Source organism: Bacillus halotolerans (genome assembly GCF_001517105.1).
Lineage (GTDB): Bacteria > Bacillota > Bacilli > Bacillales > Bacillaceae > Bacillus > Bacillus halotolerans.
Map to the genome: position 1 here is coordinate 411,395 of NZ_LPVF01000001.1, position 19,721 is coordinate 431,115.

Consider the following 19,721-nt stretch of genomic DNA (forward strand, 5'->3'; position numbering starts at 1 on the left):
TCTATTCAAAAGAGGTATTATTTATATGGATGATTTTAAATTAGACAAGCCGACTCCTTATTACCTGCAATTTTATTTCCAGCTGAAAAAAATGATTTTTAACGGGACTTTTAAGCCGGGGGAACGGATCAATGAAACACAGCTGGCTAAAAGTTTCGGCGTCAGCCGCTCTCCGATACGGGAAGCTATGCGGCTGCTTGAGAAAGACGGCTTGTTAAGAGCAGATGACCGGAATGGATTTTCAATCGCTTCTTTAACGGCTAAAGATGTAGATGAAATTTATAAAATCAGAATTCCACTCGAACTGCTTGCTGTCGAATTGGTCATAGACGAAGCGAATGACGAAGAGCTTCAAACGCTTGAAACACAGCTTGAAGAAACAGAAAACGCTATTCGTAACGGAGCGGAAGAAACTGAAATGATCAGCTTAAACCAAAAGTTTCATCAGCTGCTTGTCGATTTTAGCCATAATAGACATTTAAAAAACTTGCTTGAGCATGTAAACGATCTGATTCACTTTTGCAGAATCCTTAATTATAAAGGGGACAACCGCCCTGAAACGATCCTGCGTGAACACCGCAGCATATTTGAAGAAGTAAAAAAGAGAAACAAAGAAGCAGCCAAAGAATATATGATGGCTCATTTCAATCATGATTCAGAACATTTGAAGCGTGTGCTTGAAGAAGGAAAAGAAAATTAAATGACATGTACAGATACCAAGGATGAGTCCTTGGTATTTTTTATTGCTCTCATCACTTTAATCAATCGTAAATCATATATAAGGAAACCCATTAATAAGATTCTATGATGATTGACTAACGAATAATGGGGGTTAGACATGTTTATCCATATCGTCCGGCCGGGTGATTCTTTGTTTTCCATAGGCAGAAGATACGGTGCTTCTGTTGATCAAATACGGGGTGTGAATGGTTTAGAAGAAACGAATATTGTGCCGGGGCAGGCTCTTCTCATCCCTCTTTATGTATATACAGTACAGCCGGGAGACACGCTCGGAGCTATTGCGGCAAAAGCGTTTGTTCCGGCAGAACGGCTAAGAGCCGCAAATCCCGCTATAAATCCAAATGTCTTGCAAGCAGGAATGAGACTGACGATTCCTAATATCTCAAACTATATTGCGGGAACGTTAAGCTTTTACGTGCTCCGCAATCCGGGTCTAGATCGTGATTTAATCAATGATTACGCCCCGTATTCGTCTTCGATTTCCATTTTCGAATACCATATTGCGCCTAATGGCGACATTGCAAACCAATTGAATGACGCAGCCGCTATTGAAACTACATGGAGAAGACGGGTGACGCCGCTTGCTACAATAACAAATCTGACCTCAGCAGGCTTCAGTACGGAACTCGTGCACCAAGTGTTAAACAATCCAACTGCGAGAACCAATCTGGTTAACAATATTTATAACTTGGTATCCACAAGGGGATATGGCGGCGTGACGATCGATTTTGAACAAGTGAGCGCCGCAGATCGGGATCTGTTCACAGGATTTTTGCGTCAGCTGAGAGATCGTCTGCAGCCGGGAGGGTATGTGCTGACCATAGCGGTTCCGGCAAAAACAAGCGATGATATTCCGTGGCTGAGGGGCTATGATTACGGAGGGATCGGAGCGGTTGTCAATTATATGTTTATCATGGCGTATGACTGGCATCATGCGGGAAGCGAGCCGGGGCCTGTTGCGCCGATTACTGAAATAAGAAGAACAATTGAATTTGCGATTGCCCAGGTGCCGCGGAGAAAAATCATAATCGGAGTCCCGCTCTACGGCTACAATTGGATCATCCCTTATCAGCCGGGAACAGTGGCTTCAGCTATCTCAAATCAAAAATCAATTGAAACAGCGATGAGGTACCAAGCCCCTATTCAATATTCAAACGAATATCAATCGCCGTTTTTTCGCTACAGAGATGAGCAGGGGCGGACGCATGAGGTATGGTTTGAAGATGTCAGGAGCATGAGCCAAAAGATGCTGATCGTCCGCGAATATGGATTACAAGCAATAGGCGCCTGGCAGTTAACACTCGGATTCACACCAGCTCCGTGGCTTCTGCGGAAATTTTTTACGATCAGAAAGGTTTAAGGGCACCGGGTACGGTGTCTTTTTAGTGATGTTTTAAGCGGATGCTGAATGCTTTTACCGTCTCAGCTGCCTTGCGTTGTTTCTCGCATGTGTGCATTATCTCTAAGCTGCTTCGTTAAAACCAGATGATAATCGTTCACGGTGTTGAAAATAAGAAGCAGATAAATGCCATTCTCACACAAAGGAGGACATAGGCTTCTTTTTTTGAATGCGGTTCCTCAAGCAGTCCTGAGTTCCCGACATATTGTCATTTCACTGGCTGGCAGCGCTGGTGATATCCTTTATCGTAACGGATTGATAGCCGTAAAACCGCATCAGCCTAAAGCGGCAGAATAATTCGATCATTTGTCACTTGCATGGCGTCAGTCTCCCCCATTATGATCGATAGTGAGAACGATCATCAGTCTAATCAGACACAAATTGCATATCATCTTATGAAAGCTTACGGAATACGAGTGAGAGGAAGTTGTCAGAATGAAAAAAGGATTGATCCTGAATTTCCCAGCAGAAGGCCATGTAAATCCTACATTAGGCATTACGAAAGCCTTTGCCGATCGAGGATATGATGTCCACTATATATCTACTGAAAAATATAAAGAAAGATTAGAAGCGGTGGGAGCGACTGTCCACCTTCATCAGGATTTGCTGAGAACAGCACCTATTCAAGTCGCTTCGCCAAACGGCATTCTAGATTTCCTGAAAATACATATCAAAACCTCACTGGACATTTTACATGTCGTAAAAGAGTTGTCAAAAAGCATTCAGTTTGACTTTGTTTATTATGATAAATTCGGTGCGGGAGAGCTGGTCAGAGATTACCTCAACATCCCGGGCATCTCTTCATCTGCTTCCTTTTTATTCGATGAAGAGCATTTAAAGATATTGCCGCTGCATCCGGATTCAGAAGTGCCTTTACAAATTGATAAAGAGTGTGAAAATCTGCTGGCAGAGATGAAAGAAACATACGGCGTATCCCCGAAAAACTTGGTTCAATTCATGAACAATAAAGGCGATCTGAATGTCGTATACACAAGCCGTTATTTTCAGCCCGAAAGCGATCGTTTTGGGGATGAATGCCTGTTTATCGGACCAAGCTTTCCAAAAAGAGCGGCCAAAACGGATTTTCCTGTTGAACAGCTAAAAAATGAAAAGGTCATCTATATTTCAATGGGTACGGTACTGGACAAAACAGAAGAATTCTTCAACCTTTGTATTGACGCTTTTTCTAATTTTGCTGGAATAGTCGTTATTGCAGCGGGAGAAAAAGCAGATCTCACAAAATTAAAACAGGCACCGGAAAACTTTATCATTGCCCCGTATGTGCCTCAGCTGGAAGTGCTGGAACACTCAGACGTTTTCATTACACACGGCGGCATGAATAGCGTCAATGAAGGCATTCATTTTAACGTGCCTTTGGTTGTAATGCCTCATGACAAGGATCAGCCAATGGTAGCGCAGCGTCTCTCTGAACTCCAAGCGGGCTATAAGATCTCTAAGGATGAAGTAAATGCGCAGTTATTGAAACAGGGGATAGAGGAAGTTTTACAAAACGATCAATATTTGGAGGGGATTAAAAGAATCAATCAAAGCTTTCAAGAGTGTATGGACATGGACGAAGTGATGGAGCGAATTGATCAGCTGATTCATCAGAAAACCAAATAGAAAAAGTGTATAAAGAAAACCGCTGTGTTGAATAGCGGTTTTTTTCATATCTATCCGTAGACAAAACCTCCTGTACGATGTGCAGGAGGCAATGATTAAAATGCAATTTTGATCTTTTGTGAATCACTGATCTTCTTATGGTTTGGGTCAAAAACGTCACTTGTTGTGATTTCAATCCATTTGATCTCTTTTTTCTTCTTCTCAGCTGATGGTTGATCATGAGCATGTCCGCTTGCTGCGTTTACAATAAAGCCGAGATTGCCGGATTTTTCGGCGCCGCCTTCTAATTCACCATTCAACTCTTCGAGGTACATATCTTTGTTCCAATCAAAGGTTTCACCTGTATTTGTTTTCATCAATGCAATCGGGGCAAAATTCACTTTCTCAGAAGATGTGTTTTTGATATCAACGAAAACTTTAACGAAATCAAACTCTTCATCGTGTGTTAATACATGAAAATAATCAATCATGCTGTAATCCGGACGTAAGTGGATCAGCTTCATTTCTTTTACTGTTAACTCTACGTTTCCAATCTTATAAGTTTGATTGACTTGTTTGATATCTTTTAAGACGGCTTCTCCTTTGTCATCAGAAAACGTTTGATTTACCTTCAGCAATGACCGGTCATCTGTTACCTGTGCATTAGGCTGATACTCCTCTATACTGTCCTTTTGAGAAGAAGTGCTTTGCGGTGTGGCTTTAGCTGTTTGCTCTCCAGCTGTATTTTGTTTTTCAAAATCGGCGTTTGATGAACAGCCCGCAAGCATGACGATAAAAAATAAAATCGATAGAATCTTTTTCATCATGAGACCTCCATTAAGAAAAGAGCCCGTTCCTTATACAAGCAACGGGAACCTTGTATTCTCCTACTTATCTTTAATCTTAATGTTGTATTGTAAAGCGTCGAAAACATTTTTGGCGATTTCAGTATTATCGATTTGGCCGAAAAACTTCTCACTGGACGGTCCGTACGCATAGACAGGAACATCCTCGCCGGTATGTCCGCCTGTTGTCCATCCTGTGTGGGAGCGTTTATTGAAAATCTCCTCAATCGCATTATCGATATCAAGGACTTCCTTCGATTTTGCCGCTTTTTCAACAGATTGAATTTCAGATGCTGTTAAAGCTAATTTCTTTTGATCAATATACGTTTTTAATGTTTTTTCAACATCTGCGCCGCCGGCGATTTTTTCTGCCATAAAGTCAGGCGTGCGTTTTGCCGCTTTAATTGGCTCACTGAACCAGTTGTAAATGCCGTCCGCACCGATGGAGTACCCGCCGGTTGAGTGGTCAGCCGTTGCGACAACCAATGTATGCTTGTCTTTTTTAGCGAAATCGATCGCTGCCTTGTAGGCTTGTTCAAAGTCTTCCATCTCACTCATGGCGCCGACAATATCATTGTCATGCCCCGCCCAGTCAATCTGGCTTCCTTCAACCATGAGGAAGAAACCGTCTTTGTCCTTGCTTAATTTTTTGAGAGCTGTGTTTGTCATGTCTTTTAATGAAGGAATATCCTTCGTGCGGTCGATCTTTTTAGGCAGGCCGCCGTCAGCGAATAGGCCGAGAACTTGGCTGTCCTTGTTTTTCAGCATGTCCTTGCGGTTATCCACATAGCTGTATCCCGCTTTTTTGAATTCCTTTACCAAATTACGGTCCTTGCGGTCAAAATTGCTTTTTCCTCCGCCTAGAAGGACATCGATTTTGTGCTTGCCGTTGACCATTTCATCAAAATAATCGTCTGCAATAGAATTCATGTTTTTCCGGCTGTGATCATGTGAGCCGAAAGAAGCCGGAGTGGCGTGAGTAATCTCTGAAGTGGCGACAAGGCCGGTCGATTTTCCTTTTTCTTTTGCCGCTTCAAGAACTGTTTTGACCTCTGAACCGTCATTATCCACTGCAATTGCATTATTATATGTTTTAACCCCAGCTGACATAGCCGTTGCGGCAGAAGCAGAATCCGTTACATTTTGTTCAGGGTCTTCAGGGTAAGTCGTCTGCTGGCCGACAAGGAATTGGTCAAAAGCTGTAGGCTCAACAACCTTTGTCTTTTTATTATCCTTTAAGTAACGGTGAGCGGACGTATAAGACACACCCATCCCATCACCGATCAGGACGATGACATTCTTAATTTCGTTTTGATTCCCCTTTTTCTTTTCCTGGGCGCTGGCTTCAGGTCCGCTGCCGCTGACTAGGCTGCTGAACGCAATAGATGATAACACTGCAATAGGCAGCAGCTTCTTCGGGAATTTTTTCAACTGAATAACCTCCTAAAATTATGATCCTCAATGACAAACCCATTATATTTTTAAAGTGTTAAGCTAGTATTAATCGATTTTAAAGATTGAGTTTACAAGATGACTAACTATGGTGGAAAAGGGAACTGTAAGAAGTTGATTATTGTTTATCAATTGGAAAGCAAAAAGGAATTTCAGACAGGTTCTTTCTATCTTTCTTCTTCCCTTGATTTTGAGTGAGCTGTTTTTAATTCAGAGAGGATTAATCAGATGTTTTCGGTTAGCGCGGTTTCGAAAAGTATGGAATGATTCGTATACATTAAGTTATTACGAGAAAATCGTTTTTATACGGAAGGAGTCATTTCTGCAAAAAAATAAAACTGGATTCCTATTATTGGTATTTGAAAGAGGAGGGGAGACAGCCAATGAGACGTTTGAAAGTGTACTCGGTGCAACTGACTTCCCCGATTTTTACAGGTACTGTCTTTGCCCTAGCTAAATATATTATTGGCTATTTCTATCCAGCAACCATTATGGCTCGGGCCGGACTCCGGATTGAGAATCTTTAATGATGAAATAAAGTTTTTTCATCAAGCGAAAAAACGGTATCAAAATGTTGCTTACCCTGCTTCCATATCCCTTCAACAGATGAGGTCATGCCCTTTAAGCTTCGTTTCATCTATGGGTGACAGACTTCTCTTTTGGGCTTCCGTCACGGAAAACTGCCGCCGGAATAATCACTTATCGGTGTTTCTGTATGAGAATGGAGCAGCACCTCGTCATCTTTTTTCACAATGAGCGATTTCAAATATGTGTTGTCTGCTTTAGCTTGATCACTAATCCAATAAAGATTGCCGCTGTATTCATTTGGCGCATCTTCGTTCTTAGCAAAAACGTCTTCCCAATGTTTGTTCTTGCTTTCTCCTATGTAATTTGGGTATTCCAATCTGGCCTGATGAATGAATTGATATTCAAAATATATCACCGCAAAAAGCGCATAATATGGAAGCCGTAAAAATAAGCGGGTATTTATAATGATGAGACATAAAAAACTCCTATCCTAAAACAATTTCCTTTGGAAAAAAGAATTTCATCCCTAATCAAAATCTCATTTTCAGCTTTTTCGGGAATTTCCGGTTTGATCCGCCTTGTTTTTTCAACTGCGTTTTGCAACAATGCGGTGAATCGATAGCCCTCGCTTTTGGTAAAATGCCATCGTATGTATGTTATCATTTGTTGTGATGAGCTTTATCCGTTTAAACAGCCATAGCTTGGCTGTTTCTTCAGCCTTTCTCAGCAATGTTATGCAATTCCTTTCTTTTCAATCAGACTATCCAATGAAAAAATATTGCAGTCTTTTCCATCTATGATGTATGTAATCAACCGATGATGTCCCCATTCTCATCTAAAGCATCATAACCGGCCAATTCATCACATTGAAATGTATCGCTGGACATTTTCATCTAGGCGTACCCCAATGCGCGGCAAAGAAATCAGTCCTATTTGCTTAGCTAACTCTTTACTTTGGGATGATCTTCATCTTGACCTCTTTCTTTTGTTTACTAACAATATATAAAAAAATAGAAAGAAGAAAATAGATTTTGAGGTGACAGTATGGAAATAAACGATGTGCTTTACGGCAGGCATCAAATAGACGGAGTACTGGAAGAACTCATAAAAAGCGTACCCGTGCAAAGATTAAAAGGGGTTTATCAAGGCGGCGCCAGCTTTTTAGTCAATCCAAAGTGGAATGTGACCCGGTATGAGCACTCCATTGGCGTTATGCTTTTAATCAAAAGGCTGGGGGGAACCATAGAAGAGCAGATCGCGGGTCTTCTCCACGATGTGTCGCACACAGCATTTTCTCATGTAATCGATTTTGTATTTGAAAATGAAGCGGAAGATTATCATGAAAACATTTTTCAACAAGTCATTGACCAATCCGAGATCCCTGGCATTCTAAAAAAACACGGTTATGATGCCGACGATCTTTTATTAAATGATACAAGATGGACACTGCTCGAACAGCCCGCACCGGAGCTGTGTGCTGATCGCATAGACTACACGCTGCGAGACATGTATCAATATGGACAGATCACGCTCCGCGAAGCAGAAATCTTTTTAGACCGCCTCATTGTGAGAAATGGAAGGGTGTTTCCAGATGGTATCGCAACAGCCGAATGGTTCGTGCGGGTGTATTACAAGGAAGTAATCGATTTCTTTATGAACCCAGTGAATGTATATGGATATGAATACTTAGCGCGAACGCTGAAGGCTGCGCTGCAGCACAATGTCATCGCCGCCGAAGATTTGCTGAAAACAGACCAAGAGGTGTTAGACATCCTGCATTCATCAGAAAATGAAGAAGTACGGAGACTGCTTGAAAAAATACATCCTCACATACAAGTAAAAGAGGATGACATTCATTACGATTTTCATCGAAAAAAGAAAATGCGTCTCATCGACCCTTCTGTTTTCCATCATAATGAATGGATCACATCCTCATCAGTGTCTCAAAACATCAGAAAAATGGGAGAGGCCGCTTATCAGAAAGCAAAAAAAGGCGTGTATGTCAAAGTAATCAAAAACTAACCGAAGCCGCGCAACCGCGGCTTTTATCCACCGCGTTTTATTCTGCGGATCACGGGGAATAGGACAAACAGCAGCATATTTTATGAGAATATCAGCGCATTTACATACCGTCCGGGGGTATAGTATTATTGAAAAGATCATGTTTGACGGGCAGATGTGAAGGCCATTCTGTTTCTGCGGATTACATTCACACCAAAAAATGAAGCAAAGGAGAATGAACATGAAAATTTCGAAAAAGGCACTTGGAATTTTATTGATGTCACTTATTTTTGTTTTATCAGCATGCGGCAATAGCGATAGCAAAAAAGAAAGCACTCATGAAAGTCATTCGGACTCCGGCTCACACGAAGAAATGGATCATTCCGGATCTGCTGAAGTTCCAGAGGGATTAACAGAATCGAAACATCCTAAATATAAAATAGGCAGCCAGGTCATCATCAATGCTTCTCATATGAAAGGGATGAAGGGCGCCGAAGCAACAGTTACAGGCGCATACGATACAACGGCATATGTTGTTTCTTATACACCGACAACCGGAGGACAGCGAGTTGATCATCACAAATGGGTGATTCAAGAAGAGATAAAAGATGCAGGAGATAAACCCCTCAACCCCGGAGATCAGGCGATCTTAGAGGCTTCTCACATGAAAGGCATGAAGGGAGCAACTGCTGAAATCGACTCTGCAGAAAAAACAACGGTATACATGGTGGACTTTACATCGACAACAAGCGGAGAAAAAGTGAAAAATCATAAGTGGGTAACTGAAGACGAGCTTTCAGCTAAATAATGAAAAAATCCTCCCTTTACAAGGAGGATTTTTTTACGGTATGAACAGGTCTTGTTAAAGAAAATAAAGCAAACAGAACGGCGATCACAACAATCGATCCTCCGCACCAAGCTGTTGACACAACAGTCCCCGTCTGATCCAATACAACACCGCCAATGGCTGAACCAAGGGCAATCCCGATTTGCAGCGCAGACGTATTAAAGCTTTGCTGAATGTCAGACGTGTCCGGTGCAATCTCAATTAAATAGCTTTGCTGTGCGGGAGCCAGACTCCAGCTCAGCAATCCCCAAATGACCATAACAGGCAAAAAGAAAATCATAGACGACGTTGACAGCGGCAATAAGAACATAATGATGGCGAAGGAATCGGTCACCAGCAAGATGCTCTTAAAGGAACCGAGCCGGTCAGAAAGCGCTCCTCCAAAAGGACCTCCGCACACGGCAGATATTCCGAAAAGGAAATAGCAAATGCTGACCCAGAAAGAGCTTAGATGGAGAGTCGTCTCTAAAAACGGGGCAAAATAAGCATATAAAGTGTAGTGCCCCGCTAATGTAAACATCGTCACAAGATGCGAGCTGGCGATTTTTGCATTGGCAATTGTCTTGATTTGATCCCGGAATGGAATCATTTTCTCCGTCGGTATCTTCTCAAAAAAGATCGAAATAATCAGCATAGAGACAAGCGCCAGAAGCCCGATGCCAAGGAACAAAATGCGCCATCCAAAGGAATTGCTGATCAATATTCCAAGCGGCACACCTAATGCGATGGCAGAACTGAATCCCATAAAAATGATGCCGATTGCACGGGCTCTGTATTCAGGCGCCACAATTTTCGGCGCAATTGTCAAGGAAAGGACCACAATCAGCCCTGTGCTCATCGCCGCCAATACCCTTGATACCATCAGCATCGCAAAATTAGGGCTGAAATAGGCGACAAGGTTACTTAAAAAGAAAACAAATAACGCAATTAAATATAAACGCTTCCGTTCAACCCTCGCGGTCATTGCCAAAAGCAGCGGCCCTGAAACAGCATATCCCAGTGCAAACACACTGATCAGCTGTCCGGCCGAAACAATGGAAATGTGTAAATCATTTGCGATTTGAGGAAGAATCCCACCCACAATTAACTCAACCAATCCGACTGCAATTGTAGAAGCTGCAAGCAGAAAAACTTTAAAATTCATAACAAACTCCTTTACATAAATTTTTTGACAAATAAAAAAATCCTGATTACAAAAAAAGTGATAAACAATTTTTGTAATCAGGATTTTACGGTTCCTGGTAGACACCCTCAATCCATATTATTGAGGTTATACAAGTAAAAATAGCTATTTAATTGATTTAGTTTCCGATGATGAGTTTAACATATTGTGAGCGAATCTTCCATAGAAAAATTTGATAAATAGTTGAACTGAAAAAAATATGAATATATTTATTTTATAAAAGTATAGACAATTAAAATTAAATGACTATAATAAATTGTGTAAGCGTTTTAAATAAAAGGGGGGTCATCCATTGAAGAAAATTTTACTGGCGTGCAGTTCGGGAATGTCCACCAGTTTGCTGGTGACAAAAATGAAAGAATACGCGCAATCCATCGGAGAGGAAGCGGAGATCTGGGCAGTCGGCCAGGATAAAGCGAAAGAAGATATGCAAAAGGCAGATGCGGTTTTAATCGGCCCGCAAATGAGCTTTCTGAAAAGCGAACTGCAAAAAGAAGCCGACCAATACAACATTCGGGTTGAGGTCATTGACATGATGGCTTACGGAATGGCTGATGGCAAAAAAGCTTATGAACAGGCTTTGTCATTAATGGGGCAACAATGATGGAGCAGATAAAAATCACCGATTTAACAGACGAACAAATCAGCTTTCAGCTTATTCTCCACAGCGGCAATGCCCGCAGCTGCATCATTCAATCACTGCGCGCCTACAAGGAAGGAAACAGGGGGGAGGCAGATGTCCTTATTGCCCAAGCTGAGGATGCTCTATCTGCAGCCCATGACATTCACTTTCAAATGATACAGAAAGAATCAAGCGGCGAGGCAACCAATTTCTCATTGCTGCTTATGCACGCGGAAGATCACCTGATGTCAACATTGACTATGAAAGAATTGGTAAAAGAGCTGCTTGGCATCTTTAAAACAAAGAATATATAAAAATCGGGGTGGATAGGGTGTTCGAGAAAATCAGCCAGTTCCTTGTTCCAATTGCAGGGAGGTTAAATAATAACCGTTATTTGCAGGTGTTGCGCGATGCGTTTATGCTGGCCTTCCCGCTTACGATATTCGGGTCCATTTTTGTGGTGTTAACGAACCTGCCGTTTTTAAGTAAATTCATGAATGCTTCAATGCTCACATCGTTTCAGTCCAATTTTGGCATTGCGTCTACGGCGACCATGGGGATTATGTCTGTCTTCGTCGTGTTTGGTATAGGCTATTATCTCTCAAAAAGCTATCAGGTCGAAGCCGTGTTTGGCGGTGCGATCGCTTTGGTTTCCTTTTTGCTGCTGACGCCTTTTATCGTTCAGCCGGAAACAGGAGATGCCATAACCGGAGTCATTCCGGTAGACCGCCTCGGTGCCAAAGGAATGTTTCTGGGTATGATCACGGCATTTCTTTCTGGTGAAATCTACAGAAGAATCGTTCAAAAAAACCTGACGATCAAAATGCCTGCCGGGGTTCCGCCGGCTGTAGCAAAATCATTTGCCGCACTTATTCCGGCTTTTATCACATTGACTGTGTTTTTGCTGATTAACGTTCTGGTCACTCAGCTTTTCAAAACCAACATGCATGATGTCATTTATCATGCGATTCAGGCTCCGCTTGTCGGACTTGGAAGCGGTATCATTCCGACGCTGATTGCTGTATTTTTTATTCAAATTCTTTGGTTTTTCGGATTGCATGGGCAAATCATTATCAACTCTGCGATGGACCCGATTTGGAATACACTGCAGGTGGAAAACCTGGCAGCCTACACAGCGGGAAAAGAAGTGCCGCACATCATCTCAAAACCGTTTATGGAGATTTATACAGTGGGAATGGGCGGAACCGGGATGACGCTGGCGATTGTATTTACGATTCTTATATTCATGAAAAGCAGGCAGATGAAGCAAGTATCAAAACTCGGCCTTGCTCCAGGGATTTTTAACGTAAACGAACCGATTATCTTCGGACTGCCGATTGTGATGAATCCGATCATCCTTGTGCCTTGGGTTTTGGCGCCGATGGTTGTCACACTCGTCACCTATCTGGCTATGTCCGCCGGACTTGTTCCGCCTCCAACAGGTGTCACGGTCCCATGGACGGTCCCGCTATTTATTAATGGAATCATGGCGACAAACTCAATCATGGGCGGCGTGATGCAGCTTGTCAATCTGATGATTGTCTTTGTGATATGGTTCCCGTTCCTGAGAGCAATGGATAAATTACATTTGGCAAAAGAAAAGGAACAGGCTGTTCAGGAAACAGCACAGCAAAATGATAACAGCATCAAAATGTGACAGAAGGAGAGAGAGAACTTGACTCAAACAGAACAGTATCGTTTTCCGAAAGATTTTTGGTGGGGATCATCCGCTTCAGCGACACAAACGGAGGGGGCCTCCGATCGAGACGGAAAAGGGAAGAATATTTGGGATTACTGGTTTGAAAAAGAGCCTCATCGCTTTTTTGATCATGTAGGACCTGCATCCACATCGCAATTTTACGACAACTATAAAGACGATATCAGGCTGATGAAGGAGCTTGGCCACAACTCGTTCCGCATGTCGATTTCATGGTCGCGGTTAATACCGGGCGGAACAGGCGAGATCAACCCTAAAGCCGCGGACTTTTATAACAGCGTCATTGATGAGTTCACGGCTAACGGAATAGAGCCTTTTGTCAATTTGTTTCATTTCGATATGCCAATGGAACTTCAAAAACTCGGCGGCTGGGCAAACAGAGAAACGGTGGACGCTTATGAAAACTATGCAAGAACTTGTTTTCGTTTGTTTGGCGATCGGGTGAAAAAATGGTTCACCCATAACGAGCCGATCGTGCCGGTAGAAGGCGGATATTTATATGATTTTCATTATCCGAATAAGGTGGATTTTAAAGAAGCCGTTCAAGTCGGGTTTCACACGTTGTTATCAAGCGCCCGCGCCATTCAGGCTTACAGAGAGATGAAGCAGGATGGAAAAATCGGCATCATCTTAAATTTGACGCCATCCTATCCGAGAAGCAGCCACCCGGCGGATGTAAAAGCGGGAGAAATAGCAGATGCGTTCTTTAACCGATCTTTTTTAGACCCTTCTGTAAAAGGCGAGTTTCCAAAAGAACTCATACACATTTTAAAAACTGAAGGCTTTATGCCTGAATATGAGAAAGAGGATCTTGAGCTCATTAAACAGCATACGGTTGACTTATTAGGTGTCAATTATTATCAGCCGAGACGTGTAAAAGCAAAAGAGCACCTGCCAAATCCGGATGCGCCGTTTTTGCCTGACAGGTATTTCGATCCTTACGTCATGCCGGGCCGCAAAATGAATCCTCACCGGGGCTGGGAGATTTACGAAAAAGGCGTTTATGATATCCTGATCAATCTAAAAGAAAATTACGGGAATATCGAGTGCTTTATTTCTGAAAACGGCATGGGTGTTGAAGGGGAAGAGCGTTTCAGAGACGAACAGGGCATGATTCAAGATGACTACCGAATTGAATTTATCAAAGAGCACTTAAAATGGATTCACCGCGCTATACAGGAAGGCTCAAACGCAAAAGGCTATCACTTATGGACGTTTATGGACAATTGGTCATGGACAAACGCTTATAAAAACCGATACGGATTTGTTTCAGTCAATCTGGAGAAAGACGGAGAAAGAACTGTCAAAAAGAGCGGAAAATGGTTCAAAGAGGTTGCTGAGAAAAATGGTTTTTAGGTTGCTATAGCAAAAAGGCCTTCCGGCGGTCAAGATTCCTAACAGAGACAACAAATAGCCATAACATTGATGAAACAGGAAAAAGAACTTATGATATCCGTAAAGAAGTTTATTCGATATCGAAATTTTTACAGCTGCCGGAGGATACCAATGAATAAATACGAAATCATTGCAAATGAAATGAGAAAACGAATCAAAAATAACGTATATCCCATCGATCAGCCGATTCCCGATGAAGTATCTCTTGCAAAAGAGTTCAATTCAAGCCGCATGACGATGAAAAGAGCTCTTGATAACTTAGTTGCTGAAGGACTGTTATTCAGAAAACGCGGTCACGGAACCTTTATCATCCAATCTGCGATACAGGATGATCATGTCCATGTCGTCAGCAATGAAATCCTCGGTCTGACCAATTTGTTAAAAGACAAAAAAATCAAAAGCAAAGTCATTCAGTTCGAGGTGCAATTTCCCACTGAGGAAGTGGCTGCCCATTTATCAATTGATCAGAAAACGCCGGTTTATTATGTTGTACGGCTGCGAATTGTGGAAGGCGAGCCATATGTATTGGAAAAAACATATATGCCGACACACTTAATACCCGGCATTAATGATGAGGTGCTGCACCACTCTATTTATGAACACATTACAAACGGGCTCCAGCTAAAGATTGCCGGAACGCACCGGAAAATCAGAGCCTGTAAATCTGATGAGATGGATCAGCAGCATCTGGGCTGCAAACAGGATGATCCCATTCTTGAAGTTGAGCACGTGGGCTTCTTGGATAACGGAATTCCATTTGAATATTCCTTTTCACGTCATCGGCATGACAAATTTGTCGTCACTTCGGTAAACGTAAGGCGCTGATCGCGGAAATAACAAGGAGGCCATCTGCATGCTTGGCGGTATTGAAGCAGGCGGCACAAAATTTGTATGTGCCGTCGGAACAGAAGATGGAACGATCATTGACAGAATAGAGATACCAACAGCGATGCCGGATGAAACGATAGAGAAAGTCATTCAATATTTTCGCCAATTCTCGCTACAGGCAATCGGCATCGGCTCCTTTGGTCCCGTTGATACAGATGTAAACAGTAAAACATATGGAACCATTACTGCCACGCCTAAACCAGGCTGGAGGCACTATCCATTTTTGAAAACGATAAAAGAAGAAATGAATATTCCTGCTGGATTCAGTACGGATGTGAACGCTGCGGCGCTCGGTGAATCTCTTTTCGGCGCAGCTAAAGACTTCGACAGCTGCTTATATATCACGATCGGCACCGGCATTGGTGCAGGCGCGATTATAGAAGGGCGGCTTCTGCAAGGATTATCACATCCTGAAATGGGCCACATCTATATTCGCCGCCATCCGGATGACACGTATCAAGGAAAGTGCCCCTATCATAAGGATTGCTTCGAGGGTCTGGCTTCAGGTCCTGCTATAGAGTCACGATGGGGAAAAAAGGCCGCAGATTTATCACATGTTAATGAGGTCTGGGAACTTGAAGGATATTACATTGCGCAGGCGCTGGCACAATATATCCTCATCTTGGCACCAAAAAAAATTATTCTTGGCGGCGGCGTCATGAATCAGAGTCAGCTGTTCCCTTATATCTATCAATATGTACCTAAAATAATGAACAGCTACTTTAATTTTTCTGAATTATCAGAAAGTATAAATGAGTATATTGTAGCTCCCCATTTAGGCAGAAATGCCGGAATCATCGGAACGTTTGTTTTAGCCGATCAGGCATTAAAAGCAGAAGAAGCATCCGGGGAGGTTCCATCATGAAGCATCCTTTATTTTTAGAGCCGATTTTTAAAGAAAGGATATGGGGCGGCACAGCGCTTCGTGATAGATTCGGCTACAGCATCCCTTCAGAAAAAACTGGCGAATGCTGGGCTGTCTCGGCCCATGCCAATGGATCATCGACTGTTCAAAATGGCCGGTTGGCAGGAAAAACACTAGATCAAGTGTGGAAAGAATGCCCGGAGTTTTTCGGCTTTCCGCAAAGAAGCGTGTTTCCGTTACTGGTGAAAGTACTTGATGCCAACATGGACCTCTCCGTACAAGTGCATCCTGATGACCATTATGCCATCGTGCACGAAAACGGAGACCTCGGAAAAACAGAGTGCTGGTATATTATTGATTGCCAAGAAGGCGCGGAACTGATTTTGGGACATCATGCAAGCACGAAGGAAGAACTCAAACAGCTTATAGAAAGCGGTGATTGGAACGGACTGCTTAGGCGCATCAACATAAAGCCGGGAGATTTCTTTTATGTTCCAAGCGGCACGCTGCATGCATTGTGTGAGGGCACCCTCGTCCTTGAAATTCAGCAAAATTCTGATACCACATATCGAGTATACGATTATGATCGCTGTAATGACCATGGCCAAAAAAGGGATCTCCATATAGAAAAAGCGATGGAAGTCGTAAACATACCGCATGCGGATTCTGAACCAATACCAGCGATAAAAGAAATGAAGGATGCCGTGATTACGTCTTATGTTCAGTCAGATTATTTCTCAGTTTACAAATGGAATGTCAGCGGCAAGCCGGTTTTTCCTTCTCCTCAAACCTATTTGCTGTGCAGTGTTGTCGAAGGCTCAGGGATAATAGAAAACAACGGTGTGCAGTATGAATGCAATAAAGGCTCACACTTTATTTTGCCTGCCCATTTTGGCGAGTTTTCAATAGAAGGAACTTGCGAGCTGATCATATCTCATCCTTAATAAGAACGGAGGAATTTCTGTGTTAAAGAAACCTATCATCTGTTTGTTCATCTTATTTTTATTTGCGTCTGCCGTTTTGGCTGAGCTGATCCAAGCACATACTGTGTCACCTGTTAATCCTAAAGCACAGCAGACAACAAAAGATGTGATGAATTGGCTCGCCCACCTGCCGAATCGTTCTGAAAACAGAGTCCTTTCCGGTGCGTTTGGCGGTTACAGTCATGACACATTCTCCATGGCCGAAGCAGAAAGAATCCGAAGCTCAGCCGGACAATCACCTGCCATTTACGGCTGTGATTACGCTAGGGGATGGCTTGAAACCTCAAACATTGAAGATTCTATAGACGTAAGCTGCAACAGTGATTTAATTTCGTATTGGAAAAGCGGAGGGATTCCGCAGATCAGTCTGCATCTAGCGAATCCTGCTTATCAGTCAGGACACTATAAAACACCGATTACCAACGATCAGTATAAAAAACTGTTAGACTCTTCTACAACAGAGGGGAAACGGCTGAACGCCATGCTCAGCAAAATTGCTGACGGGCTTCAAGAGCTGGAAAACCAAGGCGTGCCCGTTCTGTTCAGGCCGCTGCATGAGATGAACGGCGAGTGGTTTTGGTGGGGGCTTACGTCATATAATCAAAAGGATGATGAAAGAATCTACTTATATAAACAGCTCTACATCAAAATCTATCATTATATGACTGACGAAAGAGGATTGGATCATTTATTGTGGGTTTTCTCTCCCGACGCTAATCGAGATTTTAAAACCGATTTTTACCCTGGAGCTTCATACGTAGATATAGTTGGGTTAGATGCATACTTTCAAGATCCATATTCGATAAGCGGATACGACCAGCTGACAGCACTTAATAAACCATTTGCCTTTACAGAAGTTGGTCCGCAAACAGCAAACGGCAACTTTGATTACAGTCTGTTTATGAGTGCGATAAAACAAAAATATCCTAAAACGACTTATTTTCTGGCATGGAATGATGAATGGAGTCCGGCTGTGAACAAAGGCGCTTCATCTCTCTACAATGATAACTGGACATTAAATAAGGGAGAAGTGTGGAACGGTAATACATTAACACCTATAGTTGAATAAAAAACGTTTTACATTAATTAAAGGTTCTCAAGGATATCCTTGAGAACCTTTTGATCATCAGGCGTTCATATCCCCTAAGCCGGGACTATGTTCATTCGGCATTTCCGGAAGAAGCGGAACAGGAAATCCAGCCGGAGGTTCAGTTACTTGCAGCTCGCCGCCATTTCTGCTTGGAGATTTTCCTTGAAAGATCTCTGCAATTCTTGTTTCATCTAATCTGAAGTTAAACTGTACATTATGGTAGCCTAATTCAACATACTTTCTGCACTCTGGATATTTATTAATGTCGTAATTCGGAACTGGTAAAAGCTTAGCCCAGTCAACACCTAAAGTCTCAAGCGCTTTAGCGAAAGCATTTTGATGAGCGTTGTCACGAACAATAAGAAAAGCGAGTGTTTCCCGGAACGTCTGATTAGAGCTCATTTCATAGATTCTTGTTTTTTGGAGAACACCAGTAGACTCAAGCAACAAGTTATCCAACAGGTCAGTGATTAAGTTTCCGTGATTATACACCCACGACGCGTTCCAAGGATTGCCGCCCGCATCAACCGGGAGTGAACTCTGTGCGCCAATAATGTAATGATGAGGGTTAGCATGTTTAACTGTTTCATCAAGGGGGGGCATGGTCTATACCCTGGCTGCCGACTCCAGCACCGCCTGATTCATCTAATAAAGCATTGATTGTATTTTGCACAAGCTCTACATGGGCAATTTCTTCTAAGAAGATGCCGCGCAGCAAATCACGATATTGTTTCTGCTTTCCTCTGAAATTGGAGCTTTGAAAGAAATATTGCATCATTGTACGCATTTCCCCATAATGTCCGCCTAATATTTCCTGCAGTACTTTAGCTGCGGCCGGATCTGGCTTATCGGGTTTAATGATATTGATTAGTTCTTCTTTGTAGTAAAACATAACACGCCTCTTTTCTTATTTATTTGTTTTTTATATCATCTGTACAATTAGATAAACTATACGGACTAACCAATAGCTGAAAAGAAAATGAGAAAAATGAAACAAAAGTATAGAAAAGTATTGACCGATAAAAAAACACATGGTATATTATTAAACGTCGCTGATGAACAGCGCAGAACAAAATGAAAAATAAAAAAGTTTTTCGAAGGTGTTTACAAACACTTCAGAATGTGTATAATAGATAAAGTCGAATCAAAAAGATTTGAAAAAACATTCAAAAAAACTTCTTGACTTTAACATCAATTAATAGTATGATAGTTAAGTCGCTCGATAAGCGCCCGTAGCTCAATTGGATAGAGCGTTTGACTACGGATCAAAAGGTTAGGGGTTCGACTCCTCTCGGGCGCGCCAATATAATATACATGCGGGTGTAGTTTAGTGGTAAAACCTCAGCCTTCCAAGCTGATGTCGTGAGTTCGATTCTCATCACCCGCTCCATTATTTCTTAAATGATCTTTGAAAACTAAACAAGACAAAACGTACCTGTTAATTCAAGTTTTATTATAAAATCGCACAGTGATGTGCGTAGTCAGTCAAACTAAGGTCTGCACGATGCAGATCACGCAGATGTTACCACAGGATGTGGTGAACTTAATCTGCGATCCATTTAT

16 protein-coding genes, 2 tRNA genes, 3 pseudogenes and 1 riboswitch are annotated in these 19,721 nt (G+C 42.3%); of the genes and pseudogenes, 15 read left to right on the forward strand and 6 right to left on the reverse strand.

Annotation, left to right across the window (positions count from 1 at the left end):
- Positions 1-25 precede the first annotated feature (25 nt).
- The 3 genes from AU387_RS02000 (at position 26) to AU387_RS02010 (ending at position 3,763) form a co-directional block, all read left to right on the forward strand.
- Positions 26-700 (forward strand): GntR family transcriptional regulator, encoded by a 675-nt coding sequence (locus AU387_RS02000; RefSeq protein ID WP_059334603.1) that lies wholly within the window; start codon positions 26-28, stop codon positions 698-700.
- Between the two features lie 138 nt (positions 701-838).
- Positions 839-2,101 carry a glycoside hydrolase family 18 protein gene (locus AU387_RS02005; protein WP_059334605.1) on the forward strand — a complete coding sequence of 421 codons (1,263 nt, stop codon included), beginning with the start codon at positions 839-841 and terminating at the stop codon, positions 2,099-2,101.
- A 474-nt stretch (positions 2,102-2,575) separates the two neighbouring features.
- Complete coding sequence (locus tag AU387_RS02010) at positions 2,576-3,763, forward strand: macrolide family glycosyltransferase (protein ID WP_059334606.1); 1,188 nt, start codon at positions 2,576-2,578, stop codon at positions 3,761-3,763.
- Positions 3,764-3,858: 95 nt separating this feature from the next.
- On the opposite strand, the gene AU387_RS02015 is transcribed toward AU387_RS02010, so the two are convergent.
- The 4 genes and pseudogenes from AU387_RS02015 to AU387_RS21890 all read right to left on the reverse strand — a co-directional run.
- Complete coding sequence (locus AU387_RS02015; protein WP_059334608.1) at positions 3,859-4,566, reverse strand: membrane lipoprotein lipid attachment site-containing protein; 708 nt, start codon at positions 4,564-4,566, stop codon at positions 3,859-3,861.
- A 63-nt stretch (positions 4,567-4,629) separates the two neighbouring features.
- Positions 4,630-6,018, reverse strand: coding sequence for an alkaline phosphatase family protein (locus tag AU387_RS02020; protein WP_082687812.1), 1,389 nt, complete (start codon positions 6,016-6,018; stop codon positions 4,630-4,632).
- Positions 6,019-6,562: 544 nt separating this feature from the next.
- A pseudogene (locus AU387_RS22275) lies at positions 6,563-7,043 on the reverse strand (DUF4944 domain-containing protein).
- Positions 7,027-7,495 (reverse strand): annotated as a pseudogene (locus tag AU387_RS21890) (GNAT family N-acetyltransferase); the annotation flags it as partial. The pseudogenes AU387_RS22275 and AU387_RS21890, both read right to left, overlap by 17 nt.
- Positions 7,496-7,611: 116 nt before the next feature.
- Here AU387_RS21890 and AU387_RS02035 point away from each other — a divergent pair.
- Together AU387_RS02035 and AU387_RS02040 are read left to right on the forward strand one after the other, a co-directional pair.
- Positions 7,612-8,589 carry an HD domain-containing protein gene (locus AU387_RS02035; protein WP_059334612.1) on the forward strand — a complete coding sequence of 326 codons (978 nt, stop codon included), beginning with the start codon at positions 7,612-7,614 and terminating at the stop codon, positions 8,587-8,589.
- 220 nt (positions 8,590-8,809) lie between these two features.
- A complete protein-coding gene (locus AU387_RS02040; RefSeq protein WP_059334614.1) occupies positions 8,810-9,376 on the forward strand; it encodes a YdhK family protein in 567 nt (188 codons plus the stop codon).
- A 16-nt stretch (positions 9,377-9,392) separates the two neighbouring features.
- Here AU387_RS02040 and pbuE read toward each other — a convergent pair whose 3' ends face one another.
- The gene (gene pbuE / locus AU387_RS02045) at positions 9,393-10,559 is read right to left on the reverse strand and encodes a purine transporter PbuE (protein ID WP_059334648.1); all 1,167 of its coding nucleotides are present in this window, start codon (positions 10,557-10,559) and stop codon (positions 9,393-9,395) included.
- A 54-nt stretch (positions 10,560-10,613) separates the two neighbouring features.
- Positions 10,614-10,713, reverse strand: a riboswitch (purine riboswitch).
- A gap of 177 nt (positions 10,714-10,890) precedes the next feature.
- Here pbuE and AU387_RS02050 point away from each other — a divergent pair.
- From AU387_RS02050 to AU387_RS02085, 8 genes are all read left to right on the forward strand, one after another.
- The gene (locus AU387_RS02050) at positions 10,891-11,202 is read left to right on the forward strand and encodes a PTS sugar transporter subunit IIB (protein WP_024120394.1); all 312 of its coding nucleotides are present in this window, start codon (positions 10,891-10,893) and stop codon (positions 11,200-11,202) included.
- A complete protein-coding gene (locus AU387_RS02055) occupies positions 11,202-11,534 on the forward strand; it encodes a PTS sugar transporter subunit IIA (protein WP_059334616.1) in 333 nt (110 codons plus the stop codon). Before AU387_RS02050 ends, AU387_RS02055 begins: the two co-directional genes overlap by 1 nt.
- Before the next feature lie 17 nt (positions 11,535-11,551).
- The gene (celB, locus tag AU387_RS02060) at positions 11,552-12,877 is read left to right on the forward strand and encodes a PTS cellobiose transporter subunit IIC (RefSeq protein ID WP_059334618.1); all 1,326 of its coding nucleotides are present in this window, start codon (positions 11,552-11,554) and stop codon (positions 12,875-12,877) included.
- A gap of 18 nt (positions 12,878-12,895) precedes the next feature.
- Positions 12,896-14,293: a glycoside hydrolase family 1 protein gene (locus AU387_RS02065; protein ID WP_059334619.1), complete on the forward strand. Its 1,398-nt coding sequence runs from the start codon at positions 12,896-12,898 to the stop codon at positions 14,291-14,293.
- A 150-nt stretch (positions 14,294-14,443) separates the two neighbouring features.
- On the forward strand, positions 14,444-15,157 hold the full coding sequence (gene gmuR, locus AU387_RS02070) for a transcriptional regulator GmuR (RefSeq protein ID WP_044161575.1): 714 nt from the start codon (positions 14,444-14,446) through the stop codon (positions 15,155-15,157).
- 28 nt (positions 15,158-15,185) lie between these two features.
- Positions 15,186-16,085, forward strand: coding sequence for an ROK family protein (locus AU387_RS02075; protein WP_059334620.1), 900 nt, complete (start codon positions 15,186-15,188; stop codon positions 16,083-16,085).
- Positions 16,082-17,029: a mannose-6-phosphate isomerase, class I gene (manA, locus tag AU387_RS02080; RefSeq protein WP_044161571.1), complete on the forward strand. Its 948-nt coding sequence runs from the start codon at positions 16,082-16,084 to the stop codon at positions 17,027-17,029. Before AU387_RS02075 ends, manA begins: the two co-directional genes overlap by 4 nt.
- Positions 17,030-17,048: 19 nt before the next feature.
- Positions 17,049-18,137, forward strand: coding sequence for a glycoside hydrolase family 26 protein (locus tag AU387_RS02085; protein ID WP_059334622.1), 1,089 nt, complete (start codon positions 17,049-17,051; stop codon positions 18,135-18,137).
- A 57-nt stretch (positions 18,138-18,194) separates the two neighbouring features.
- On the opposite strand, the pseudogene AU387_RS02090 reads toward AU387_RS02085, so the two are convergent.
- Positions 18,195-19,050: pseudogene (locus AU387_RS02090) on the reverse strand (manganese catalase family protein).
- Positions 19,051-19,384: 334 nt separating this feature from the next.
- On the opposite strand from AU387_RS02090, the gene AU387_RS02095 reads away from it, so the two are divergent.
- Positions 19,385-19,461: transfer RNA gene (locus tag AU387_RS02095), tRNA-Arg, on the forward strand.
- Between the two features lie 13 nt (positions 19,462-19,474).
- Positions 19,475-19,548 (forward strand) — tRNA-Gly (locus AU387_RS02100).
- Positions 19,549-19,721: the final 173 nt, after the last annotated feature.

Excerpts from the sequence above, each read along its gene's own strand:
- AU387_RS02000 (WP_059334603.1), top strand. The coding sequence starts at position 26 with ATGGATGATTTTAAATTAGACAAGCCGACTCCTTATTACCTGCAATTT.
- AU387_RS02005 (WP_059334605.1), top strand. The coding sequence starts at position 839 with ATGTTTATCCATATCGTCCGGCCGGGTGATTCTTTGTTTTCCATAGGC.
- AU387_RS02010 (WP_059334606.1), top strand. The coding sequence starts at position 2,576 with ATGAAAAAAGGATTGATCCTGAATTTCCCAGCAGAAGGCCATGTAAAT.
- AU387_RS02015 (WP_059334608.1), bottom strand. The coding sequence starts at position 4,566 with ATGAAAAAGATTCTATCGATTTTATTTTTTATCGTCATGCTTGCGGGC.
- AU387_RS02035 (WP_059334612.1), top strand. The coding sequence starts at position 7,612 with ATGGAAATAAACGATGTGCTTTACGGCAGGCATCAAATAGACGGAGTA.
- AU387_RS02040 (WP_059334614.1), top strand. The coding sequence starts at position 8,810 with ATGAAAATTTCGAAAAAGGCACTTGGAATTTTATTGATGTCACTTATT.
- pbuE (WP_059334648.1), bottom strand. The coding sequence starts at position 10,559 with ATGAATTTTAAAGTTTTTCTGCTTGCAGCTTCTACAATTGCAGTCGGA.
- AU387_RS02055 (WP_059334616.1), top strand. The coding sequence starts at position 11,202 with ATGGAGCAGATAAAAATCACCGATTTAACAGACGAACAAATCAGCTTT.
- gmuR (WP_044161575.1), top strand. The coding sequence starts at position 14,444 with ATGAATAAATACGAAATCATTGCAAATGAAATGAGAAAACGAATCAAA.
- AU387_RS02075 (WP_059334620.1), top strand. The coding sequence starts at position 15,186 with ATGCTTGGCGGTATTGAAGCAGGCGGCACAAAATTTGTATGTGCCGTC.
- manA (WP_044161571.1), top strand. The coding sequence starts at position 16,082 with ATGAAGCATCCTTTATTTTTAGAGCCGATTTTTAAAGAAAGGATATGG.